General features: G+C 73.7%; 23 protein-coding genes. 7 read left to right on the top strand and 16 right to left on the bottom strand.

Annotation, left to right across the window (positions count from 1 at the left end):
• Positions 1 to 8: 8 nt before the first annotated feature.
• Genes JAO84_RS28480 through JAO84_RS28470 form a run of 3 tightly spaced genes read right to left on the bottom strand, consistent with a single transcriptional unit; the run spans position 9 to position 2,046 of the window.
• On the bottom strand, positions 9 to 1,280 hold the full coding sequence (locus JAO84_RS28480) for a beta-ketoacyl synthase (protein WP_370415376.1): 1,272 nt from the start codon (positions 1,278 to 1,280) through the stop codon (positions 9 to 11).
• Positions 1,277 to 1,714, bottom strand: coding sequence for a cupin domain-containing protein (locus JAO84_RS28475; RefSeq protein ID WP_265865078.1), 438 nt, complete (start codon positions 1,712 to 1,714; stop codon positions 1,277 to 1,279). The genes JAO84_RS28480 and JAO84_RS28475 overlap by 4 nt, the downstream gene beginning before the upstream one ends.
• Positions 1,711 to 2,046: a TcmI family type II polyketide cyclase gene (locus JAO84_RS28470; protein ID WP_265865077.1), complete on the bottom strand. Its 336-nt coding sequence runs from the start codon at positions 2,044 to 2,046 to the stop codon at positions 1,711 to 1,713. Before JAO84_RS28470 ends, JAO84_RS28475 begins: the two co-directional genes overlap by 4 nt.
• A 195-nt stretch (positions 2,047 to 2,241) precedes the next feature.
• On the opposite strand from JAO84_RS28470, the gene JAO84_RS28465 reads away from it, so the two are divergent.
• Entirely contained in the window at positions 2,242 to 2,625 is a 384-nt protein-coding gene (locus JAO84_RS28465; RefSeq protein WP_265865076.1) for a SchA/CurD-like domain-containing protein, read from the top strand.
• Between the two features lie 61 nt (positions 2,626 to 2,686).
• Here the strand turns inward: JAO84_RS28465 and JAO84_RS28460 are convergent, their stop codons facing one another.
• The 8 genes from JAO84_RS28460 to JAO84_RS28425 all read right to left on the bottom strand — a co-directional run bounded on the left by JAO84_RS28460 (position 2,687) and on the right by JAO84_RS28425 (position 8,496).
• A complete protein-coding gene (locus JAO84_RS28460) occupies positions 2,687 to 3,139 on the bottom strand; it encodes a DUF1772 domain-containing protein (protein WP_370415375.1) in 453 nt (150 codons plus the stop codon).
• The gene (locus JAO84_RS28455; protein ID WP_370415374.1) at positions 3,136 to 3,525 is read right to left on the bottom strand and encodes a SchA/CurD-like domain-containing protein; all 390 of its coding nucleotides are present in this window, start codon (positions 3,523 to 3,525) and stop codon (positions 3,136 to 3,138) included. Before JAO84_RS28455 ends, JAO84_RS28460 begins: the two co-directional genes overlap by 4 nt.
• A 44-nt stretch (positions 3,526 to 3,569) precedes the next feature.
• Positions 3,570 to 3,830 (bottom strand): acyl carrier protein, encoded by a 261-nt coding sequence (locus JAO84_RS28450; RefSeq protein ID WP_265865101.1) that lies wholly within the window; start codon positions 3,828 to 3,830, stop codon positions 3,570 to 3,572.
• 65 nt (positions 3,831 to 3,895) lie between these two features.
• Entirely contained in the window at positions 3,896 to 4,720 is an 825-nt protein-coding gene (locus JAO84_RS28445; RefSeq protein WP_370415373.1) for a BTAD domain-containing putative transcriptional regulator, read from the bottom strand.
• Between the two features lie 27 nt (positions 4,721 to 4,747).
• Positions 4,748 to 5,539 (bottom strand): thioesterase II family protein, encoded by a 792-nt coding sequence (locus JAO84_RS28440; RefSeq protein WP_370415372.1) that lies wholly within the window; start codon positions 5,537 to 5,539, stop codon positions 4,748 to 4,750.
• Between the two features lie 122 nt (positions 5,540 to 5,661).
• Positions 5,662 to 6,462, bottom strand: a complete 801-nt coding sequence (locus tag JAO84_RS28435) for a 4'-phosphopantetheinyl transferase superfamily protein (protein WP_370415371.1) — start codon at positions 6,460 to 6,462, stop codon at positions 5,662 to 5,664.
• 25 nt (positions 6,463 to 6,487) lie between these two features.
• Positions 6,488 to 8,203 (bottom strand): acyl-CoA dehydrogenase family protein, encoded by a 1,716-nt coding sequence (locus JAO84_RS28430; protein ID WP_265865070.1) that lies wholly within the window; start codon positions 8,201 to 8,203, stop codon positions 6,488 to 6,490.
• Positions 8,204 to 8,253: 50 nt separating this feature from the next.
• On the bottom strand, positions 8,254 to 8,496 hold the full coding sequence (locus JAO84_RS28425; RefSeq protein ID WP_370415370.1) for a hypothetical protein: 243 nt from the start codon (positions 8,494 to 8,496) through the stop codon (positions 8,254 to 8,256).
• Between the two features lie 222 nt (positions 8,497 to 8,718).
• On the opposite strand from JAO84_RS28425, the gene JAO84_RS28420 reads away from it, so the two are divergent.
• From JAO84_RS28420 to JAO84_RS28405, 4 genes are all read left to right on the top strand, one after another.
• Positions 8,719 to 9,288: a hypothetical protein gene (locus tag JAO84_RS28420; protein WP_370415369.1), complete on the top strand. Its 570-nt coding sequence runs from the start codon at positions 8,719 to 8,721 to the stop codon at positions 9,286 to 9,288.
• Between the two features lie 239 nt (positions 9,289 to 9,527).
• The gene (locus JAO84_RS28415; RefSeq protein WP_370415368.1) at positions 9,528 to 9,743 is read left to right on the top strand and encodes an acyl-CoA carboxylase epsilon subunit; all 216 of its coding nucleotides are present in this window, start codon (positions 9,528 to 9,530) and stop codon (positions 9,741 to 9,743) included.
• 155 nt (positions 9,744 to 9,898) lie between these two features.
• The gene (locus JAO84_RS28410) at positions 9,899 to 11,638 is read left to right on the top strand and encodes a fatty acyl-AMP ligase (RefSeq protein ID WP_370415367.1); all 1,740 of its coding nucleotides are present in this window, start codon (positions 9,899 to 9,901) and stop codon (positions 11,636 to 11,638) included.
• Between the two features lie 58 nt (positions 11,639 to 11,696).
• Positions 11,697 to 12,929, top strand: a complete 1,233-nt coding sequence (locus tag JAO84_RS28405; RefSeq protein ID WP_370415366.1) for an acyltransferase domain-containing protein — start codon at positions 11,697 to 11,699, stop codon at positions 12,927 to 12,929.
• A gap of 45 nt (positions 12,930 to 12,974) precedes the next feature.
• Here the strand turns inward: JAO84_RS28405 and JAO84_RS28400 are convergent, their stop codons facing one another.
• The 4 genes from JAO84_RS28400 to JAO84_RS28385 form a co-directional block, all read right to left on the bottom strand.
• On the bottom strand, positions 12,975 to 13,589 hold the full coding sequence (locus JAO84_RS28400; protein ID WP_265865064.1) for a DNA-binding response regulator: 615 nt from the start codon (positions 13,587 to 13,589) through the stop codon (positions 12,975 to 12,977).
• Between the two features lie 28 nt (positions 13,590 to 13,617).
• Positions 13,618 to 15,030, bottom strand: a complete 1,413-nt coding sequence (locus JAO84_RS28395; protein ID WP_370415365.1) for a sensor histidine kinase — start codon at positions 15,028 to 15,030, stop codon at positions 13,618 to 13,620.
• Between the two features lie 195 nt (positions 15,031 to 15,225).
• Positions 15,226 to 17,547 (bottom strand): TOMM precursor leader peptide-binding protein, encoded by a 2,322-nt coding sequence (locus tag JAO84_RS28390; protein ID WP_370415364.1) that lies wholly within the window; start codon positions 17,545 to 17,547, stop codon positions 15,226 to 15,228.
• Positions 17,544 to 17,723: a hypothetical protein gene (locus JAO84_RS28385; protein WP_370415363.1), complete on the bottom strand. Its 180-nt coding sequence runs from the start codon at positions 17,721 to 17,723 to the stop codon at positions 17,544 to 17,546. Before JAO84_RS28385 ends, JAO84_RS28390 begins: the two co-directional genes overlap by 4 nt.
• Positions 17,724 to 18,030: 307 nt before the next feature.
• Between JAO84_RS28385 and JAO84_RS28380 the strand changes: the two genes are divergently transcribed.
• Together JAO84_RS28380 and JAO84_RS28375 are read left to right on the top strand one after the other, a co-directional pair.
• Positions 18,031 to 18,837: a BTAD domain-containing putative transcriptional regulator gene (locus JAO84_RS28380; protein ID WP_370415362.1), complete on the top strand. Its 807-nt coding sequence runs from the start codon at positions 18,031 to 18,033 to the stop codon at positions 18,835 to 18,837.
• Positions 18,838 to 18,924: 87 nt separating this feature from the next.
• Positions 18,925 to 20,550, top strand: coding sequence for an acyl-CoA carboxylase subunit beta (locus tag JAO84_RS28375; RefSeq protein ID WP_370415361.1), 1,626 nt, complete (start codon positions 18,925 to 18,927; stop codon positions 20,548 to 20,550).
• Between the two features lie 47 nt (positions 20,551 to 20,597).
• Here the strand turns inward: JAO84_RS28375 and JAO84_RS28370 are convergent, their stop codons facing one another.
• Entirely contained in the window at positions 20,598 to 21,794 is a 1,197-nt protein-coding gene (locus tag JAO84_RS28370) for a serine/threonine-protein kinase (protein ID WP_370415360.1), read from the bottom strand.
• Positions 21,795 to 21,834: the final 40 nt, after the last annotated feature.

Genomic DNA, 21,834 nt, shown 5'->3' with positions numbered 1-21,834 from the left:
TCCTCCTCTCACGCGGCCCGGGCGGTGCCGGGGCGGGACAGGACCATGGCGCTCTGGAATCCGCCGAAGCCGCTGCCGACGGTGAGCACGGTGTCCATGGCGTGCTCCCGGGCGGTGACGGGCACGTAGTCCAGGTCGCAGAGCGGGTCCTTGGTCTTCAGGTTGGCCGTGGGCGGCACCACCTGCCGGTCCAGGGCCAGAGCGCAGGCGGCCACCTCGATGGAGCCGATGGCGCCGAGCGAGTGCCCGATCATCGACTTGATGGAGCTGACCGGGATCTCGTAGGCGTGCTGTCCCAGGCTGCGCTTGAACGCGGCGGTCTCGTGGCGGTCGTTCTGCTTGGTGCCGGAGCCGTGCGCGTTGATGTAGTCGACGGCCGTGGGGTCGAGCCGGGCCCGGTCGAGGGCGACGGTGACGGCCTCGGCGAGCTCGCGGCCGTCGGGCTTGAGGCCGGTCATGTGGTGGGCGTTGCTGCGGCTGGCGAAGCCGGCGACCTCGGCGTAGATCCGGGCGCCGCGGGCGAGCGCCGCCTCGCGTTCCTCGACGACCAGGACGGCGGCGCCCTCGCCGAGCACGAAGCCGTCGCGCTCGCCGTCGAAGGGGCGGGAGGCGTGCTCCGGGTCGGCGTTGTTCGGGGTGGTCGCCTTGATCGCGTCGAAACAGGCCGAGGTGATGGGCGAGATGGGGGCGTCGGTGGCGCCGGTGACGACGACGTCGGCGGTGCCCTCCTCGATGAGCTGCACGCCGTGCCCGATGGAGTCGAGCCCGGAGGTGCAGCCGGTGGAGATCAGCGCGACCGGGCCCTCGGCGCCGGTCTCCCAGGCGACCTCGACGGCGAGGGTCGACGGCACCATGTAGCCGTAGAGGTGCGGCACGCCGTACTCGTGGTCGACGAGCCACCGCCGGCCGCCGTCGGAGAGGGTGACGTACTCCTCCTCCAGGCCCATCGTGCAGCCGACGGCGCTGCCGATCGAGACCGCGATCCGGGTGGGGTCGAGGGCGGCCAGCTCGATGCCGCTGTCGGCGACGGCCTCGCGGGCGGAGACCACGGCGAACTGGGCGGCCCGGTCCATGCGGCGGATCTGCCGGGCGGTGAGGCCGGCCGCCGCCGGGTCGAAGTCGACCTCGGCGGCGACCTGCGAGCGGAACGGGGCCGGGTCGAACAGGCTGATCCGCCGGGTGGCCGTGCGGCCCTCGGACAGCGTCCGCCAGAACGCCTCCCGGCCCACCCCGCCCGGCACGACCACGCCGATGCCGGTGATGACGGCCCGTCGGGTCACCGGGCACCGCCGACGTCCGGGTTGGCCTGCTCGGGGCGCTGCGCCTGCTCGGTGTCGACGTGGCCGAGCTCGGGGCGGGGCGCGAGCGGCGACAGGTGGAAGGCGCAGCGGGCGGTGGTGTCACCGGTGTTGAGGAGCCGGTGGCGGACGCCGATCGGCACGCACAGCGAGTCGCCGGGGCCGAGCGCGACGACGTCCTTGCCGTCCAGGGTCATCTCCAGGGTGCCCTCGACGACGTGCAGGAACTCCTCGGAGTACGGGTGGTAGTGCTCGGTGATCCAGTCGCCGGGCGCCAGGTCGAGGACGCCGCCGAAGCCGGAGGTGCAGCCGACCGTCTTGGGGCTGAGGGTGACGCGGATGTCTCCGCCGCGCTTGGTGTTGGCCGCGACCTCGGCGGCGGCCACCTTCACGGTGCGGGTGATGGCGGTGGTCACTGGATCCGCCCTCCGTCCTTGGTCCAGATGTAGAAGGGCGTGGCCATCGCGTCCTTGGGTTCCTTCCAGTCCGGGTCGTACGGCTCCACGCACGCGGCGAGCTTGGTGTTGATGTCGTCGTAGAGCGGGTGGCTGCGGGCGCGGTAGAGGTTGGCGCCGATGTCGCCGTCGGCCTCCACCAGGTGGAAGTACAGGCCGTGGAACCGGAACAGGGTGCGGCGGCTCACGCCGATCATGTGCGGCAGGTCGGTGGCGTCGGACTCCTCGAAGATCCTCGCGATGTCGTCCGTCCTGTCCGGCCGCAGCTTGGCGACGATCAGAGTGCGGTGCACGGGTCCTCCCGGTGGTCGGTGGTCACGGGAGAACGTCGCACCGGGGTCTGGAGGGCCGCTCGAAATCCTCTCCAGACACCCGGGGTCCGCCGCCGTTACGGGGGATTTCGAGCGGGGCCCGAGCCGGTCGGGCTTGCCTGGCGGCCGGACAGGACCTAGACGTCCACGACAGCGGTTGAGGGAGAGGGCACGGGCATGCCGTTCGCAGCGATCACGTACGACATCAAGCCGGGGTACGAGAAGGAACTCGCCGAGATCTTCGGCGACTTCAAGCGGGTGCGCAGCAGCCGGGTCGAGGACGCCGCGGGCGAGCAGGCCGGCACGATCCTGGCCACCGCGGTGTTCCTGCGCGACGACACCCTGGTGCGGGTCATCGAGTACACGGGCGACCTGGAGGCCGTGGCCCGGCACATGGCCGCGCAGCCGGGGGTGCGCGAGGTGGAGCGGAAGCTGAAGCCGTATCTGAGCCGGCCGCGGGACACGGACACGGTCGAGGGCTTCGTGGCCACCTTCCAGCGCAGCCTGCTGAACACGGTGGCGCAGATCTCCGTACGGGACCTGCCCGCCGCGCAGGGCTGACGCAACATCCGTCGGGCCGCACTCCGGGAGTGCGGCCCGACGGATGTGATGTGACGAGAACTCAGATTGCCGTCAGCGCGGCCCCGTTGAGGATCAGGGCCACGAGGGCCAGGGCGGTGCGCAGATAGTGGAAGCGGCGCCAGAGCGGGCGCGGGTCCTCCCAGTCCGGCGGGATGACCGCCGGGTCGGTGATCGCCTTGACCCGGCGGTTGATCGGGACGTTGCACAGATGGGACACGCCGGACACGCCGAGCAGCAGCACCGCGCCGGCCGCGAACAGCGGGCGCGCGGCGCCGTCGGCCGCCACGGCGAGCACCCCGTCGGCCAGGGTGCTGCTCAGCACGATGACGGGCATCGTGGGGTCCCAGTTGCGGCCGAGCAGCTGGTGCGCGTGCACATAGGTGCCGGTCTCCATCGCGAACAGCGCGGGCAGCACGCTCAGCGCGACGGCGAACAGCACTCCGGCGGTGACCCCGCTGCCGAGCACGGCCACGACGGCCAGCACCTCGGTCATGACGCCCGGGCCCCCGTGGGGTGGGTGTCCACCGTCAACTGGACGAGGGTGTGCATGGTGGCCTCCCGGAAGTACTCCGCGAACGCCTGCGGCGAGCGGGTGTCACGGGGCTCGGCGAGGTACGGCAGGAGCGCGGCCTCCGCGCTGTGCACGCCCTGCTGGGCGGCCATGTGTTTGCCCACGGCCGCGAAGTCGCCCTCGTAGTGGATGACCCGGACGACCACGTCGTCCTTCAGGAACACCGCCGTGCCGAGCAGCCGGCCGGCCTGCTCGCCGTCGGCGCCGGTGAAGTCGGGCGTGTCCACTCTCCGGAAGTCGGTGAAGATCTTGGTGATCTCTTCCTCGAATCCCGGCTTGACCCGGTACGTGATGGCTGCGTAGGGCATGGGTCTCCTCCGTCTGCTCGGTCGGTGGGGTCGCTCGGGCGGGGTCAGCGGATCGCGCCGGCGCGCGGCGCCGCGCCGATCAGCGCGAGGAGCATCCGCGGGGTCTCGGCCTCCATGACGGCGTCGTCGTCGAGGACGATGCCGTACGTGCGGTTGATGACGCTGGTGGCCTGGAGGAGGGCGAGCGAGTCGTAGCCGAACTCCAGGAACGGGGTGTCGAGGGCGGCCTCGCCCTCCAGCGCCATGCCCTCCTCCGGGGCACCGACGCATTCGAGCAGGAGCGCCCCCAGCTCGGACAGGTTCATGTCGGTCACGATGCTTCCTCTCGATCGGTCGATACGGGTCGGTCGATACGGTCGGTCGATACGGGTCAGTTGGCGCTCGCCAGCTGCGCGCCCGCGGTGTCCAGGTCGAGCCGCGGCGAGGAGTCGAGCACCGCCTGGTGGAGGTGCTCAACGCTGGGCGAGGGGTCGAGGCCGAGGCTCTGGTTGAGGCAGCGGCGCAGCTGCCGGTAGACGGAGAGGGCGTCGCTGCGGCGCCCGACCCGGTACAGCGCGAGCATCAGCTGCTCGTGCACCGCCTCGTGCAGGGGATGACGTGCGGCGAGCCCGGAGAGCTCGCCGACCAGCTCATGATGGCGCCCGAGCCTCAGGTCTGCCTCGATCCGCCGCTGAAGGACGCTCATCCGCGACTCGTCGAGCCGGGTGGCCTCCACTTCGAGCAGCGACCCGCACTGGACGTCGGCGAGCGCGCGCCCGTGCCACAGGGCGAGCGCCCGGCCGAAGTACGAGGAGGCGCCGGGCCAGTCGCCCTGGTGCAGGGCCCGGTGGCCGGCCGAGGACAGCGCGTCGAACTCGTGGGCGTCGAGCAGACCGCCGTGGCTGTCGAGGCGGTAGCCGCCGGGCTCGGTGACGAGCACGCTCTTGACGCCGTTGGGCAGGGCGGCGCGCTCGGTGCCGTCGCCGAGCGCGGCGCCGATGGCGTTGCGGATCTGCAGGATGTACGTCTGCAGGGTGGTCTGGACGCTGCGGGGCGGATGCTCGCCCCACACCTCCTCCACCAGCGAGGCCACCGAGACGAGCTCGCCCGCCTGGAGGGCGAGCAGGGCGAAGACCTTGCGCGGTTTGACCGCCGTGAGGTGCACCGGCACCCCGGACAGGGTGGCCCGGAACGGGCCGAGCACGCTGATGTCCATGCGCGGATCTCCTTCGGGTTACGTGGATCAGCCGGCCTGGCGCGGCGCCGTGCCGGGACGCGCCGCACCGGGTCCTGTCGCAGGGGCCCGCAGGGCCTCCCCCATCGCCCGGGGCACGTCCCGGCCCCGTACGAAGAAGTGCGTGCCGCGGACGGTCCGCAGCCGGAAACGGGTGGTGGTGCACTCCTGCCAGGCCTGCACCTCGGGCGCGGAGACCAGCGGGTCGACCTCGCCCGCGTAGGCGTCGAGGGGGCAGGGCAGCGCGGTCACGGGCGTGGACCGCAGGTCCTGGGCGAGGAGCAGATCGGTGCGCAGGGTGGCGAGGGTGCCGGCCAGCCAGCCGATCCTGCCCCGCAGCAGCGCGGGGATGGACTCGTTGTCGCCGAGCGCCCGGATGAGTTCCTCGTCGGGGAGTTCCGGGCTGAGCAGGGTCTCCAGGACCGGGGCGGGCAGCTGGGGCGCCGAGCAGGCGCCGACCGAGAGCAGCTCGGGCGGGCGCAGCCCGGCGCGCATCCGGTGCTCGGCGAACCGGTAGGCGACCAGCGCGCCCAGGCTGTGCCCGTAGAGGGCGTACGGCTCGTCGAGCAGCGGGCCGAGGTCGGCCTGGAGCTCGTCGAGGAGCCGGGCGCCGTCGGTGATCCGTTCCTCGCGCCGCCGGGTCTCCCGGCCGGGCAGCCGCACCGGCAGGACGGACACGTCCGGGCCGATGCGCCGCTGCCAGCCGGCGAACGTCATGGCGCCGCCGCCGGCGTGGTGGAAGCAGAACAGCCGGATCCCGTCCGTGGCGGGCCCCGGCCGGACCGCGAGATAGCGCTGCACCCGATCCCCCTTCGTACGCCGCGCTGCATGTGGCCGTGGTTCGTGTGGCCGTGTGTGGCCGTGCTTTCTTGCCGCACCTTTTCGGTCAGATGCGCGAGGAGAGGGTCACCGCAGTGCCTCGTTCATCGCTCAACTGGCACTGGAGCCCGGTCGTCGAAGCCGGGGTCGTGGACGGCGGCGCTGACGGTGTAGGCGGTGCGGGCGTCCTCGACCCGCCAGCTGTGGAAGGTCCACTCGCGCCCCGCGCCGGGGGTGCCGTCGGGCCGCAGCATGCGGGTGGGGCCGCCGGGCGACCCGACGGGCGGGCCGAAGCCGAACTCGGTGAAGCGGAACCGGAGTCCCTGCCCGATCGCCTTGCTGTAGGCCTCCTTGAGCGTCCACAGCCGCACCAGCTCGCGGTTGCGCCGCTCCGGGGGAACCCGCTCCAGGGCCGCCAGTTCGTGCGGTGTGCAGGCCTGGTGCTCGGTGCCGAGCTCCAGCATCCGCCGGTCGGCCGGCTCGGTGTCCACGCCGATCCGGCCGACCCGGGTGAGGCCGACGACGAGCAGGCCCTCGGTGTGGCTGAGGCCGACGTCCAGATGGCCGATGCCGCGCAGATACGGGCGGCCGCCCGGTTTGTACGCCAGTTCCAGCTCGTGCGGCAGGGCGTCGAGCACCGCGCCCGCCGCCGACTTGAGCAGCAGCCGGGCGGCGACGAACCGGTCCCGGTTGCGCGAGGCGGGCATCCGGACCAGCCGCGCGTGGTCGTCCGGCCCCAGATCGGCGGCGAGCCCCGGCGCGCCGGGGTCCGCCGGCACCCAGTCGTCGACGGCCGCGTACACGACACAGCTGCCGTCCCCGGCGACCGCGTCCCGCACCTCCCGCCACGAGCCCCCGCCCCCGCGATGCCGCACCGGGTGTTCCATGTCGTACCTCCTGGTCACGCCTCGTACGGTCACGAGCGCCCGGTCACGAGCGGCCGAGCGCGGTCGCGTACAGGTCGTAGCTGCGGGCGTCGTCGAAGCGGTGAAGGAGCTCGCCGAGCAGCTGGTCGGCGGCGGCCTCCGGCATCCGGACCGCCGTGCGGTCGAGCCGGCCGGCGACGCGGGTGAGCGCGGTGGCCGCCCAGTCCGGGCCGGCCAGGAAGCCGCCGGGCGGGCGGTGGCGCCACACGCCCAGGCAGGCGGCGCCCGCGACGAGCAGCGCGTAGCGGTCGGCCAGGGCGAGGGCGCGGGGGCCGGGGGGCTCGGCGGCGGGCCGGGCGGCGAGTTCGGCGCAGCCCTCGCGCAGCACGGCCAGTTGCGCCACGAGCACCCCGGCGGCCTCGGCGAGCGGTCCGTCGGCGTGCCGGGCCGACTCCTCCAGGGAGCCGAGCAGCGAGTCCCGGTCGGCGGGCCGGCCGTTCTCCCAGACCTCGCACGGCGGCAGGGCCGCGTCGAACGGCCGGAAGAGGGCGCCGAGTTCGGCGTCGCCCTGCGCCTGTGGCGTACCGAACGCGGGCAGTCGGCGCAGCTGGGCGACGAGCACGGCCCGGCTGGCCGAGGCGCCCGCGCTGCCCAGGCCGAGGATCGGCAGGTCGCGGGCGGTCTTCTGGAAGATCGCGTAGCCGCCGCTGGTGGCGTACGCCTCGGAGCCGAGCACGATCGACAGGTCGTCCATCGTCTCGGTGAGGACCATCGGCAGCAGGTACTTGGCGACGGCGCCGAGGGTCCGGCTCTCGCGCGGCAGCACATGCGTGGCCCGGGTGGCGACGAGGGACAGACAGTCGCACACCAGCAGGTCGGCGAAGGCGTTCACGAGCGCGGTGCGGGTCCGCGAGGAGTGCAGCGAGGCGGGGCTGCGGCGGCGCCGGGAGCGGGCGAAGGCGGTGGTGGTGCGCAGGGCGGTGTCGGCGCAGCCGAGGGTCATCGACAGACCGGCGCTGCGGGTGAGCGGGAAGACGTGCTCGGCGAGACGGGTGCCGCCGCCCGCCGGTCCGAGGAGCCGTCCGGTGGGCGGCCGGGGCCCGTCGAAGGCGAGGCCCTGGACGGCGCAGCCGCGTACGCCGGTGGTCGGGCGGCGCGGCAGCAGCCGGATGCCGGCGCCGTCGGGGTGGGCGGGTCCGGGGGTCAGGAGGGCGCTCAGCCCGTCGGGCGTGTCGGCGAAGAGCACGAGGGCGCCGGCCCGGGCCCCGTTGTTGAGGGCCTCCTTGCGGCCGCCGACGCGGTAGCCGGCGCCGTCCGGCACGGCGGTGAGCCGGTTGCGCAGGAAGTCGTTGCCCTGCGGCGGCTCGGGGTAGGCGCAGGCCATCCTGCCGTGGGCGAGCAGCAGGGCGGCGGTCTCCTGCCGCTGGCCGGGCGTGCCGGCCGTCCACACGCCGACCGCCGCGAGGTACGAGGTGAGGCCGTAGCCCAGGCCCAGGGCGGCGTCGCGGCGGAACACCACGCGCAGCACCCGGGCCAGCACGTCGAGCCGGTCGAGCCGGCCGCCGAGGGCGACGGGCACGAACTCGGCGTTCAGGCCGAAGGCGTCGAGCAGCCGCTCGGCGGCCGGCAGCAGCCGCCGCTCCTCGTCGGCGGCCAGGAACTGCTGGGCGCCCAGCGGGTTTCCGGGGTCGTCGAGGTCGCCGAATTCGTGTTCGAGCCGGGCGATGCGTTCCTGGACGGCGACCTCCGAGGAGTCGACCGGGTCCACCACCGTCGTCATGCCATCCCTCCGTTCCTCCGCCCCGTCCGCCGGGTGTCGGCGGGCACCGCTCAATTCGCGCTCGAGGTCTTCCGGTCAGAATCGGTTCCGCCGTCGGGCCGCGGGGCTCCGGCCTGCGGACCTCCGGTCCGCGGGTCGTCCGCCATGGCCTGCTGGTAGCGCTGCCAGAGCGGGTTCTCGTCCACGGGCACCCACATGGAGCCGTAGGCGACGAGCGAGGTCCACACCGACCGCGCGAGCCGCCCGAGGAGCACACGGGTGGCGACGCCGTCGCTGTTTCCGGTTGCGGGCACGTCGGGCCCTCCCTTCCGAGACTTCGGGAAGGCCACGGTCCCCGCGGCGGCTCGGTGGATCCTCGAGGAACTCTCGGGCGCGCGGGCCCTGCCCGGGAACGCGGGCCTCCTCAAGCGGTTCTCAAGCAGCCTGTGGTCGGATGTCCGGGACTGCACGCGCACCACCGGGACGAGAAGGGGGGCCGGGCGGTGTATCCACGCGAGCGTGAGCCGGAACTGACCGTGATCGGACGTTTCACCACCACCGCGCCGCCCGGGGAGTTCGAGCCCGGCCTGCTCGCCCACGCCCGGCGCCGGGAGTCCCGCCGGGGCTTCGTCTCCCAGGTGACCGCCGCCCTGACCGGGCGCCCCGGCGCCTATGTGCACGTCGAGCAGTGGACCGGCCTCGACCGGCTGCTGCGGGCCGGACGCGAGGAGCCGGCGGCGCCGCCCGCGCCCGCGGAGACCGAACTCCTCGTCACCGTGGGCCGGATGGCCCCGAACGGCACGCCCGCCGACGCCGCCCGCCTGGTCCTGCTGCGGGCCGCGGTCGCGCCCACCGCCGACCCGGACCGCTTCGAGCTGGACTTCGGCTCGCTGGTCGGCACCTGCGTGGCCGAGGAGGCCTTCGGCGGCAGCCTGCTGCTGCGCTCGGTGGCCGACCCGTACGCGTACACCGGTCTGCTGTGGTGGCACGACCCCGCGGCCGACGAGCGGGTCCGGGCGGGCGCGCCCTGGCGCACCCGGCTCGACGGCCTGGCCGGCACCGCCCGCGTCGCCGTGGACCCGGCCCGCCCGCTGACCGCCGGCTGAGCGCCGCCGGGCGGCGCCGGGCGGCACGTCCGCCGAGTGGCCTTCCGCCCTGCCGGGCCCGGCAGGCGACCGGGCGCTCTCGCCGCCGGGAGCACCCGACGGGGGCCTCCCCGAGCCTCCCCCGGGCCTCGGCCGGCCCGCTCCGGGCCATCCCGTGCCCCCCTCGACCGCCTCTCCCCCACCCCCGCCCCCACTCCTTCCCGAGGACTTCTCGAGGCGCCGGACCCAGCATCGGGCCCATGGACGAGACCACCGAGACGCAGCCCGCCTTCGTCGTCGTACGGGGGCGGCCGGACCCCGTGGAACTCGCCGCGCTGACGGCCGTCCTGCTGGCCAGGGTGCGTGCGGCGGCCGCGGCGGAGGACGCCGAGGACCCGGCGGCCCGGGCGCCGCGCGCGCCCTGGGGCGCGCCTCGGCGGGTGCGCCCGAGGGTCGGCTGGACGGCGCCCCGCTGAGGACGCAAGCCCCCGCACGTCCCCGATCCGCTCCGGCCCGGCCCAGCGCCGGTCGAGTGCCCGTCCAGCCGCCGTGCCTACGGTCGGGTGGCGGGTGAGAGACGGGCGCCGACCGCCGGGGGCGTCAGCGCCCGTACGACACGCAGGGGGCCGAGTTGAGCGCACATCGCACCTTCACCGAACTGATGACCGACAGAGTCGGGCGGGCGCCGGAGCGCACCGCGCTGCTCCTGCTGCCGGACAGCGACGAACGCGGTCGCCCCGCCTCGCTCACGTACCGCGCGCTCGACGCCCGGGCCCGCCGGCTCGCCGGCCGGCTGCTCGCCGACGGGGCCACCGGCGAGCCGGTGCTGCTGCTCCACGAGTCCCGGGCCCAGTTCGCGGTGTCGTTCCTGGCGTGCCTGTACGCCGGGGCGGTCGCCGTGCCGGTGCCGCCCTACGACGGGCGCAGCCACCACGAGGAGCGGGTGGCCGGGATCGTCCGGCAGACCCATCCGCGGGCCGCGCTCACCTGCGCCTCGCTCGCGCCGGACGTGTCCCGGCTGCTCGCCCGGCACGGGCACGGCTCGGTGCCCTGTCTCGCGGCCGACGCGGTCGGCGGGACGGGCACCGAGCGGCTGCCCGAGGCGGATCCGGACACCGTGGCGTATCTGCAGTTCTCGTCCGGGTCCACCGGCAGTCCGAACGGCGTGGTGGTCACCCACCGCAATCTGCTCGCCAACCAGGAGGCCCTCGCCCGGCTGCTCGGCGCGGGCCCGGACGCCCGGATCGGCGGCTGGCTGCCGTTCCATCACGACATGGGCCTGGTCGGGCAGTTGCTCCATCCGCTCTGGCTCGGCGGCACCTCCGTCACGCTCTCCCCCGAGGCGTTCGTCAAACGGCCGGCCCGCTGGCTGGAGGCGATCGGACGGTACGGGATCGAGGTGAGCGGCGCCCCCGACTTCGCGTACGACCTGTGCGTCCGGCGGGTCTCGGACGAGGAGCTCGCCGGGCTCGACCTGTCGGGCTGGCGGATCGCGGTCTCCGGCGGCGAGCCGGTGCGCGCCGAGACCCGGCGGGCGTTCACCGAGCGGTTCGCCGCCGCCGGTCTGCGCCCGGACACCCTGCACGCGGCGTACGGCCTCGCCGAGGCCACCCTGCTGGTCTCCGGCGGCCCGGCCGCGGACGGCGAGCGCACGGTCGACACGGAGGCCCTGGAGCAGGGCGAGGTGCGCGAGGCCCAGCCCGGGCGGCGCGCCCGGACCTCCCTGGTGTCCGTCGGCCGGGTGGCGGAGGCGGCCGGGCAGGTCCTGATCGTGGACCCGGAGAGCCGCCGGGTGCTGCCCGACGGGCGGATCGGCGAGATATGGGTGAGCGGTCCGGGCGTCTCCGGGGCGTACTGGCGCGACCGCAAGGCGAGCGCCGAGCGCTTCGGGGCGGTGACGGCCGACGGCACGGGCGGGCTGCTGCGCACCGGTGACCTCGGCACGGTGGACGACGGGCGGCTCTATGTCACCGGCCGGCTGAAGGACGTGATCATGGTCGCGGGCCGCAATCTCTATCCGCAGGACGTGGAGCGCACGGTCCAGCGGGTGAGCTCGCTGTTCGGCACGGGATCGGCCTTCTCCGTCCCGGGCGAGCGTGAACGGGTGGTCGTGGTCCAGGAGTTGCGCACCCACCAGCGGTACGCGCTCGACCTGGAGGAGCTGGTGACGGACGTACGGCGCTGTCTCAGCGAGGAGTTCCAGGTGGCGGTGGCGGGCGTGCTCCTGGTGCGCCCCGGCACCGTCCGCCGCACCAGCAGCGGAAAGGTCGAACGGGTGGCGATGCGCCGGCTGTTCCTGAGCGGCGGTCTGCGGCCGCTGCACCAGTACCTGGCCGACGACCTGGTCGGAGCGGCGGGCCCGCGCCGCTAGCGGCGGGCGACCCGGTCGGTACTTCCGCCGGCGGGGAGGGACGACAGAGGGGGAAGGCATGAGCGGCAAGGCACCGGGCGGGCCCGACGAGCGGGAGTTCGCGAGCTGGCTCGCCGGGCGGGTGGCGCGGTACGCGGGGCGGGAGGTCGGCGACGACGAGGACCTGTCCGCCTGGGGGATCGACTCGGTGTCCGTGCTCAGCCTGTGCGGGGACATCGAGGAGCAGTTCGGCCCGCTGTTCGACTTCGCGGACCTGTGGGCCCATCCGACCGTGCGCGATCTCGCCCGCCATCTGGCGATGCGGTACGGGATGCGGCGGAACTCGGGTCTGGTGCGGGCGGCGTTCGTGTTCACCGGGCAGGGCGCCCAGCATCCCGGGATGACCTCCGGGATGCACCGCGAACTCACCGCGTACCGGCGCCATCTCGGCGCGGCGGACGAGGCCATCGCCCCGTATCTGGGCCGCTCGGTCGCCGAGCTGGTCCTCGGCGGGGACGACCGGGTGCACCAGACGGCGCTGACCCAGCCGGCGCTCTTCGCGGTCGGCTATGCGCTGGCGATGACGCTGATGGAGGAGGGCGTGCGTCCGGTGGCCGTGCTCGGCCACGGCACCGGTGAGCTCGTGGCGGCGGTGGTGGCCGGGGCGCTGTCGCTCGACGACGCCACGCGCCTGGTGTGCGCCCGCGGCGCCTTCATGCAGTATCTGCCGTCCGGCGGCGGGATGATGGCGACCTGCGCCAGCCCCTTCGAGGCGGCCGACGCGGCGGCGGGCGAACCGCAGGTGACGATCGGTGCGGTCAACGCGGCGCGCGCCACGGTGCTCTCGGGTCCGGTGGAGGGCCTGGAGCGGGTCCGCGAGCGGCTGGCGGAGATCGGCATCGCCAGCACCTTCCTGCAGGTGCGGCACGCCTTCCAGTCGCCGCTGATGGAGCCGATGGCGCCGCGCTTCGAGGCCGCGGCCCGGCATGTGCCGGGCGGGCGGCCGGAACTGCCGTACTACTCCACGGTGTACGGCCGCGAGTACGACGAGCCGCTGACGACGGCGTACTGGACGGCACAGCTCACCACGCCGGTGCGGTTCGCCGACGCGGCCCGCCGGATGCTCGCCCGGGAGGCCCCCAGCCATGTGGTGGAGATCGGGCCCCGGGCGGTGCTCACTCCGTTCCTGCGCCGGATGGCGGGGGCGCGGGGGCCGGTCTGTCTGACGGCGTGTCGCGGCCCGGAGAGCGACGCGGTGCATCTGGCGGGCGTGCTGTCGAAGCTGGACGCGGGGCCGCTGGCGGAGCGCTGAACTCCGCCGCGCGGTCCGGCGGGCCGGTCGGTCCGGAAGGGGCGGTTACGGGATCCAGCCCGCCTCCTCCGCGATGCGGATGGCGTCGATGCGGTTACGCGCGTTGAGCTTGTCGACGATGGCGGTGAGGTAGTTGCGTACGGTGCCCTGGGTGAGGAAGAGGTGGTCGGCGATCTCCGCGGCGTCGGCGCCGCGCGCCGCGAGCCGCAGCACCTGGGTCTCGCGCGGGGAGAGCGGGTTGTCGGGCGCCTCCCAGGCGCTGAGGGCGAGTTCGGGGTCGATCACCCGCTGCCCGGCGGCGACCGAGCGCACCGCCTGGGCGAGCCGGTTGGGCGGGGAGTCCTTCAGGAGGAAGCCGGAGACCCGCGCCGCCATCGCCCGCCGCAGGGTCCCGGGTCTGCCGAGGCTCGTGAGGATGAGGGTGCGGCAGTCCGGCAGCCGGTCGTGCAGCTCCGCCGCCGCGGTGAGCCCGTCGACCCCCGGCAGGTCGATGTCGATGACGGCGACGTCCGGGCGGGCCTCCAGGGCGGACGTCACGATGAGGTCCCCCCGGGGGACCGACGCGACGACCTGGAGGTCCGGCTCGAGTTCCAGCAGCGCCACCAGCGCGCCCCGGACCATGTGCACGTCCTCGGCGAGCAGGATCTTGATCGTCAGCATGTGCTCCCCCGATGTGTCCTGTGTGCGCTCAGACTGCTCGTCTGCCCGCGTCTCCGCGTCTGCCCGCTGTTCCGGGTGCGCTCACCTCTCCAGCACCATCCGCACCTCCAGCACCATCCGTTCCTCCACCACCCTCCGCACCTCCACCACCATCCGTGTCTCCGCTGCCGCCCGCATCACCCGGTACCGGCGCGTCCGCGCTCTCCGCGGCGGCCAGGCACGCCTCCAGACGGCCGCGCGGGAGCCTCGGTTCCGCGTCCTCGCCCTTGGGCGGGCGCAGCGGGGCGACGGCCGTCAGGCGGAAGCGGTTCCCGGCCTCGGTCCCGGCCCGCATCTCGCCGCCGATCGCGGCGAGCCGGGTGCGCAGGTTGCCCAGACCGCTGCCGCGGTCCGGGGCGTCGGGGCGGTCCTGCGCGACGACGCCGTCGTTGACCAGGTCCAGTCGCACCGACTCTCCTTCGACCCGCACCGTGACGGTGCACGACTGCACCTTGCTGTGCCTGAGCATATTGGTGACGCCCTCGCGCAGGGCCGTCGCGAGCACGGTGTCCACCAACGGGTGGAGCCGGCCGCAGTCGATGTCGAGTTCGGTCTCGACGTCGGCCGCCGCCATCACCTCGGCCACCGACTCGGCCTCCGCCGAGAGCGACATGTCGCGGTAGCCGCTGGCCACGAGCCGCACGTCGGCGAGCGCCTGCCGGGCGACGCCGAGCACCGAGGCGACCTCCTCGCGGGCCCGCTCGGGGTTGACCGGGGTGAGCCGGTGGATCAGCTCGCACTTGAGGGTGATGGCGGAGAGGCTGTAGCCGAGCAGGTCGTGCAGGTCCCGGGCGAACCGCAGCCGTTCCTGGGTGACCGCCATCCGGGCCATCTCGGCGCGGGCGTCGTGGACTTCGCGCACGAGGTCGGTGAGCCGGGTGAACCCGTAGATGACGAGCCCGGTCAGCGCGGTGGAGACGGCGTAGTAGCCCGTCTCCAGGGTCGAGATCCCCTCGCTGCCCACCGACCAGCCGAGGATGGCGAGGGTGACCACGCCGTAGCAGGTCCAGGCCCAGCGGCCGGGAAGCATCAGGAGAATCGATCCGGCCAGCGGTCCCGCCATGCTTCCCCAGGCGATGCCCAGCCACACCATGGGCCCGAAGGTGAGGCCCGCCTGGGTGACGAGGATGGCCGCCCGGCGCCGGCCGGACCACCGGCGGGCGGCCGGCGACGCCTGCGCGATCTGCAGGGTGTACAGCGCGCCCACGACGAGGGTGCACAGCACCTGCCCGAGCCGGCTCGACACCGCGTTCTGCACGTTGAGCAGGGTGACGGCGCCGTACCCCGCGAAGACCACGGTGCTGATGCCCCGGGCGAACCGCGGCGCCAGGATGCCCCGGCCGCCCCGCCCGCCCCGGCCGTCGTCCGGTGCGGCGGACGCGGCGGCGGACCTGGCGGCCATGGCGGGCGGGGTCCGTGACCCCGTGCCCGGTAACGCCCCCTCCCTGTGCTCCTCGATGTGGATGAGGTCGCGTTCCGAGGCCCGGAAACGGCCCGCCATGTGTCGACTCCTCGCAATGGATGTCGGGAGTGTGCGCGGACCGAACTATAATCCGACACCCGGCGGATCCGGGACCAGTCCACCATCACCCGTGAACTACAAGGCCAGCGGTTCGGAGTTGAGCTCCTCGTAGGGCGTGGGACGGACCCGTTCGCCGAGCCGAACCGGCACGTCGTAGAGCCGGCCCGGCGCGAACCGCGCGTAGAAGTGACGGAGTCCCGGTACCAGTGTCTTCACCACCGGAATGCCGACGTCCGGCCGGGTCTGGTCGAGGACGAGCCACTCCAGGCCGTGCGCGGCGACGAGGGCGCGGACCGTCTCGACGTCGTCGAGCAGATCGGGCGTACGGGCATGGGCCGGCCAGGCGGCCGGGGTACGGGCCGACTGGCCCGGATCGGGCAGCAGATACGGCCGTTCCGGGGACGGTGGCGCGGCGGCCGCGGCGGCGGCGGGCGGCAGCGTCTGGACCATCTCGGTGAGCGCCCGGCGCAGGGCGAGCCGGGGATCGAAGTGGGCCCCGAACCCGTAGACCAGGCCGGGGAGTCCGGCACCCGCGCGCCGGGAGACCGCCACCATGACCGGGATCCCGAGGTCGGAGGTGAGGTCGAGGGCCCAGACCTGCCGGCCCGCCCGGCCGAGCGCCGCGCGCATTCGGGCCAGCCACGGTTCGTCGAAGGCGTCGAGGTCGATGCCCGGCCGGCGCAGCCGGTTGTACCACCACAGCGACACCGCGTCCCGCTCGGCGAGTTCGAGGAAGCCCTGCACCAGGGCGTCCTCGGTGCTGCTGCCCGCCGCGTTGCCGTTGGAGTCGGCCCACTGCCCGTCCGGCGCGCCGCCGGGGGTGCAGTCGAAGTACAACGTGGAGGTGGGGAGGAAGCGCTGGACGCCGGCGGTGAGCGACCAGACCGGGGTCCACTGGGTGGGCCGGTGCGGGTCGAAGGGCGCGCAGACCTGGTGGAAGGGGGTGTGCGCGGCGTTCCAGCGGTCCCGGTCGGCGTACTGCCGTTCGTGGAAGAGCTGGTACGTGTGGGGGTGGACGGCGCTCGCGCCGAGCCCGGCCAGCGTGTCGGTGATCGTGGCCTCGTCGCCCTGCCGGGTGCCGCAGTAACGTTCCACCGCCTCGCCGAGCGCGCTGGCCCGGGCCTCGGCCGCCGTCGTGCCCTTGCCCGAGCTGCGCGCCCGCAGCACCTTCCGCAGGCTCGCCGGGGAGTGGCCGCGCAGGGCCAGGTTGTGCCCGGAGTCGTAGGCGTGCAGGCCCTCGGGCAGCCCGGCCATGGGCCGGATCTCCGGGACGATGCCGGTGACGGGGCCGATGAGATGCCCGTACCGGTCGAGGAGCTGCTCGGCGGAGAGCGCCCGGTCGTTGCTGCCGGAGCCCTCGGCCTTGGGCCGCGACACCGGGGCCACCGGCCGCCGGGCCCGGTCGGCGACCAGTGAGGGGTCCCCGCAGGACGGACACTGCGGGCGGCGCCGTACCGGGTGGTGGGTGGTGCGCAGGGTGAGGCCGTCCAGGACGCACACCGCGCGCTGCTCGGCGGTGCGCAGCCCTGCCAGCCACTTGGCCGCCTCCAGGACGGCGCTGTGCAGCCCCACGGTCCGTACGGCGGGCAGCGAGGAGGCCGGCCGCATGCCCGGCCGGTCGAGGCCGAGGGCCTGGCGTACGGAGAGCTCGCCGCGGTGGTGCTCGCGCAGCCGGTGCGCGAGACAGCTCCAGCAGGCGCCGTCGGAGGCGCCGCTCGCGCCGCCGTCGGAGCCTCTGCCGTCGGAGCCGCCGCCGGAACCGTCGCCGGAACCGCCGTCCGGTTCGAAGACCGGGCCGGTCCAGGGCTCGGCGGCGAAGGGGCTGGCGAGCAGCCACGGGCGCCGGGCGGCCCGCAAGCGCTCGGCCGTCTCCCGCAGTCCGGGCATCAGATAGTCCTCGCACAGCACGAGGGCGAAGTCGGCGTCGGCGTCCGCGCCGACCGGGGTGAGGCCGGAGGCCCGGCAGGCCGCCCGGGCGGCCGCCTCGTCCACCGCGCCGACGCCGATCACCGACACCAGCCGGCCGCGCACCGCACGGTCGGCGGCCGCGCCGTCGAGACCGGCCCGGTCCCAGTACGCCTCCGCCGCCGAGCGCTCGGCCGAGACGGACGGGCCCGGGCCGCCGTGGCGGTAGCCCACCAGATTGGCCTCGGCCAGCTGCCGCATCACCCCGCCCGCCACGTCGGCCGGCATCGTCGTCGCGGCCTCCGCGAGCACCTCGGACAGCGTGTGCCGGCCGTCGAGCAGACCGAGGAGAGTCTCCGCACCGGCCCCGCGCACGGCCGTCATGTCCTGGTCGGACCACACGAACACCGCCTCCCCCGGGACCGACACGGCCCGCACATGGCGCTTGAACGCCACGAACGGGCCGCGGGCCGGGCTCTGCGCCTCGGTCACGCACCCACCCGGGCGTCGAACGTGGCGGCGATGCAGAAGCACCAGGCCGCGCCCGCGGTGTCGGGACGGGTGAGGCTCTCGACCGAAATGCCGGCCGCCGAACCGCCGGCCGGCCCGGCCTCGGCGGTGAGCGCGTCCGACGGAAGAAGACGAAGGATGTCCTCGGTGATGTTCATGACGTGTGCCCCCAGGAATGACCGAAGTGGGCGGGCGGACCTGCCAGTTGCGAAGACGCAGCACGTCACCCGCTCGGAACCGTCCGCGCCGAGGAACCGGATCCGGACTCGGCGTCTGGCCAGAAGTCTGCTTCCGGAACAGGAACCTCCGGCAGTGCAGCGCTCATCGGCGCGACATGACATTTTCATGCCGGGGGTCGTGCTCCGCTCACTGGGCCGCGAGCGGGGCAGGTGCGAGTCTCAAGTGCCGGACTCCGAACGGGCCGTCACGGGGACGCCGACGGCCGTGGCCCAAAGGGGAGAAAGCATGGACATCCAGATCCTGGGGGCGCTCGCCGCGCAGGAACGCGGTGTGTCGGTCGTACCCAGCGCCGCCAAGCCCCGCCAGCTCCTCGCGCTGCTCGCCCTGCACGCCGACCGGGTGGTGTCGGTGCCGACGCTGATGGAGGAGATCTGGGGCGAGTGCATCCCGCGCAGCGCCTCCACCACGCTCCAGACGTACATCCTCCAGTTGCGCCGCCGGCTCACCGCCGCGCTCGACGGCGACCCGCGGCGCGACGCGAAGGACATCCTGGTCACCCGGTTCGGCGGCTATCTGCTCCAGGTGGAACCCGGCCGGGTGGACGCCCACGAGTTCGACCGGCTCGCCGCGGCCGGCGCCACCGCCTTCGAGGTCGGCGACCACCGTGCCGCCTCCGACCTGCTGCGCCGGGCCCTCGGCCTGTGGCAGGGCCCGGCCCTGGTCGACGTACCGGCCGGATCGGTGCTCGAACTGGAGGTGCTGCGGCTCAACGAGCAGCGCACCACCACGCTGGAACGCCGCATCGAGTCGGACCTGCGGCTCGGCCGGCACGCCGAGGTGGTCCCCGAACTGCGCGTCCTCGCCGCCCGGCACCCGCTCCACGAGGGCTTCTGCGCCCAGCTGATGCGCGCCCTGCACCGCACCGGCGGCAGCTGGCGGGCCCTGGAGGCCTACCAGCGGCTGCGCGGCTCGCTCGTCCGCGAGCTGGGGCTCGAACCGTCGGCGGCGCTGCAGGACCTGCACCGGGCGGTGCTCTCCGGGGACCCGGACCACGCGCTGCGGGCGGCGGCGACGGCGGAGCGGGCGCGGTAGTTTCCCTCCGGCCTGCTTGTCGAGCTGTCGAGCGGTCCTCCAGAGGACGTACCGGAGGCTTCGAGTACGGCGCTCTACGGTGCCGCAATGACGACCTTCGACGAACTGCTCGCCGACAGTCCGACCCCCCTCGCCTCCCCCGCCCCGGCCCCCGCCCCCGAGCCGGATCTGCGGCGCTCCACCGACGAGTTGCAACGCCTCAAGGAGGAGCTGAGCCGCGGCCCCGACCCCGAGGCCACCCGGCGCCAGCACGCCAAGGGCAAGCTCACCGCACCCGAACGCATGGAACTCCTCTTCGACGAGGGCACGTTCACCGAGATCGAGCCGCTGCGCCGGCACCGCGCCTCGGGCTTCGGCCTGGAGGCGCGCAAGCCGCACGGCGACGGCGTGGTGACCGGCTGGGGCCTGGTGCACGGGCGCACGGTCTTCGCGTACGCCCATGACTTCCGGGTCTTCGGCGGCGCCCTGGGCGAGGCCCACGCGGAGAAGATCCACAAGGTGATGGACCTGGCGGAGGCGGCGGGCGCGCCGGTCGTGGGCCTGAGCGACGGCGCGGGCGCGCGGATCCAGGAGGGCGTGACGGCGCTCGCCGGGTACGGCGGCATCTTCCGCCGCAACACCCGGGCCTCCGGGGTGATCCCGCAGATCAGCGTGATCCTGGGCCCGTGCGCGGGCGGCGCGGCCTACTCCCCCGCGCTGACCGACTTCGTGTTCATGGTGCGGGGCACCTCGCAGATGTTCATCACGGGTCCGGACGTGGTGCAGGCGGTGACGGGCGAGCAGATCAGCCATGACGGGCTCGGCGGCGCCGACGTGCACGCCGGGGTGTCGGGGGTGTCGGGCTTCGTCTACGACGACGAGGCGGAGTGCCTGGCGGACGTCCGCCATCTGCTGTCCCTGCTCCCGCAGAACAACCGCGAACTCCCCCCGGTGGTCCGCACCGACGACCCGCCGGACCGGCCCACGGACGCGCTGACCTCACTGGTGCCGGCCGGCCCCCAGCAGGCGTACGACATGCGCGCGGTGATCGAGGAGATCGTCGACGACGGGGACTACTTCGAGGTCCACGAGGGCTGGGCGCAGAACGTGGTGTGCGCGCTCGCCCGCCTGGACGGGCACGTGGTGGGCATCGTGGCGAACCAGCCCACCGCCCTCGCCGGCGTCCTCGACATCCACGGCTCGGAGAAGGCCGCCCGCTTCGTGCAGTTCTGCGACGCCTTCAACATCCCGCTGGTCACCCTGGTCGACGTGCCGGGCTTCCTGCCGGGCGTCGACCAGGAGCACAACGGCATCATCCGGCACGGCGCCAAACTCCTCTACGCCTACTGCAACGCGACGGTCCCGCGCATCTCCCTGGTCCTCCGCAAGGCCTACGGCGGCGCCTACATCGTCATGGACTCCCGCTCCATCGGCGCCGACCTCTCCTTCGCCTGGCCGACCAACGAGATCGCGGTGATGGGCGCGGAGGGCGCGGCGAACGTCGTCTTCCGCCGCGAGATCGCCGCCTCCCCGGACCCGGACGCGACCCGCGCCCGCCTCATCAAGGAGTACAAGTCCGAGCTGATGCACCCCTACTACGCCGCCGAGCGCGGCCTGGTCGACGACGTCATCGCCCCGGCCGACACCCGGCGCACCCTGACCCGCGCCCTGGCGATGCTCCGCCAGAAGCACGCAGCGCTCCCGGAACGCAAGCACGGCAATCCGCCGATGTGAGGGGGTGGCCGGCGGCCCCAGGGCTGCCGGCCCCATCAGGCCGGCCCTCAGGACAGCGTGCCGGTTCCACTCCGGTTGCCCCCCTCCGATCGCGCGATCCACCGAGCCACTTCTTCAAAGGCATTGAGTGCCTGCGTGTCGTACGGCCCGAAGAAGTCCTGACAGTCACGGCCGAGGCGGTTGAACAGGGCTGCAGCCCCTCGTGCATCGCCCGACCGACCAGTGAGATCGGCGTGCTCCATGCGCGCCTCGATCACTTTTTGGTCATAAGGCCCGAACCGGAGCTGCAGTTCAAAGATACGGCGATCAAGGACCTCGATGCGCTCCGAATGTCGAGTACTGCCGTTCAGAGCCTCAGGCAAGTGTCCCCGCCCGCTCTCGACGACCTTGTCCTCGGCCCCCAGAACATGCTGGATGTCGCTCATCACCAACGCGACCGCTTCTGCGCTTCGCGGGCGATCTCCCGGATCTTTCTCCAGGAGGATCCGAACGATCACGTCGAGTTGGTCGGGCACGCCAGGACGGTGGGCGCTTGGGGGTGCCGGCGTGTCGTCCTGGTGCATTCTGCCCACGGTCATGGGGTCGTCCTGCGGGCCGCCGAAGGGCGGGCGCCCCGTCAGCATCTCGTACAGGACACATCCCACGGAGTACAGGTCACTGCGCACGCTGCCCAGGCTGCCGCTCCACCTCTCCGGCGCCTTGTACAACGCGGTGCCCACGCCCGTGTGGGACTGGGTCACATCGGCGAGGGACGCCAGCCCGAAGTCCACGATCTTCACGTCACCCTCATTCGTGATCATGATGTTGTCGGGCTTGATGTCGTGGTGGAGCACGTCTCGTTGGTGCGCGGCGTCAAGGCCCTCGCAGATCTCCCGTGTCCATCGCACGGTTCGCTCGAGCGTGAGGGTGGGTCCCTCCTTCAGATGCCCGGCGAGCGATCTGCCCTGGATGTACTCCATGACGATGTAGAGCTCGCCCTCGTGTTCGCCCGTGTCGTAGATCTGCGCAACATGAGCATGACTGACCCTCGCCATGGCCACGCCCTCCCGCCCGAACCTCTTCACTGTCCAATCCGTGAACTCCGTGGGGGCTCCCTGCTGGCGGAGGCGTCGTCGCGCGAGGAACTTCAGAGCCACGGTGCGGCCGAGCTTCGTGTCCTCGGCCGGCCACACGTCGCCCATGGCACCGCTGACCGGGCGGTCCTTCACCCTGAAGCGGCCGCCGATCAGTCTGGTGGTGTCCATCTGGTTCCCTATTTCGTTCGCGGGCCGGATCCCTTCGTCC

This window comes from Streptomyces fradiae (assembly GCF_041270065.1).
GTDB lineage: Bacteria > Actinomycetota > Actinomycetes > Streptomycetales > Streptomycetaceae > Streptomyces.
This window is presented reverse-complemented; position numbering and strand designations above follow the sequence as displayed.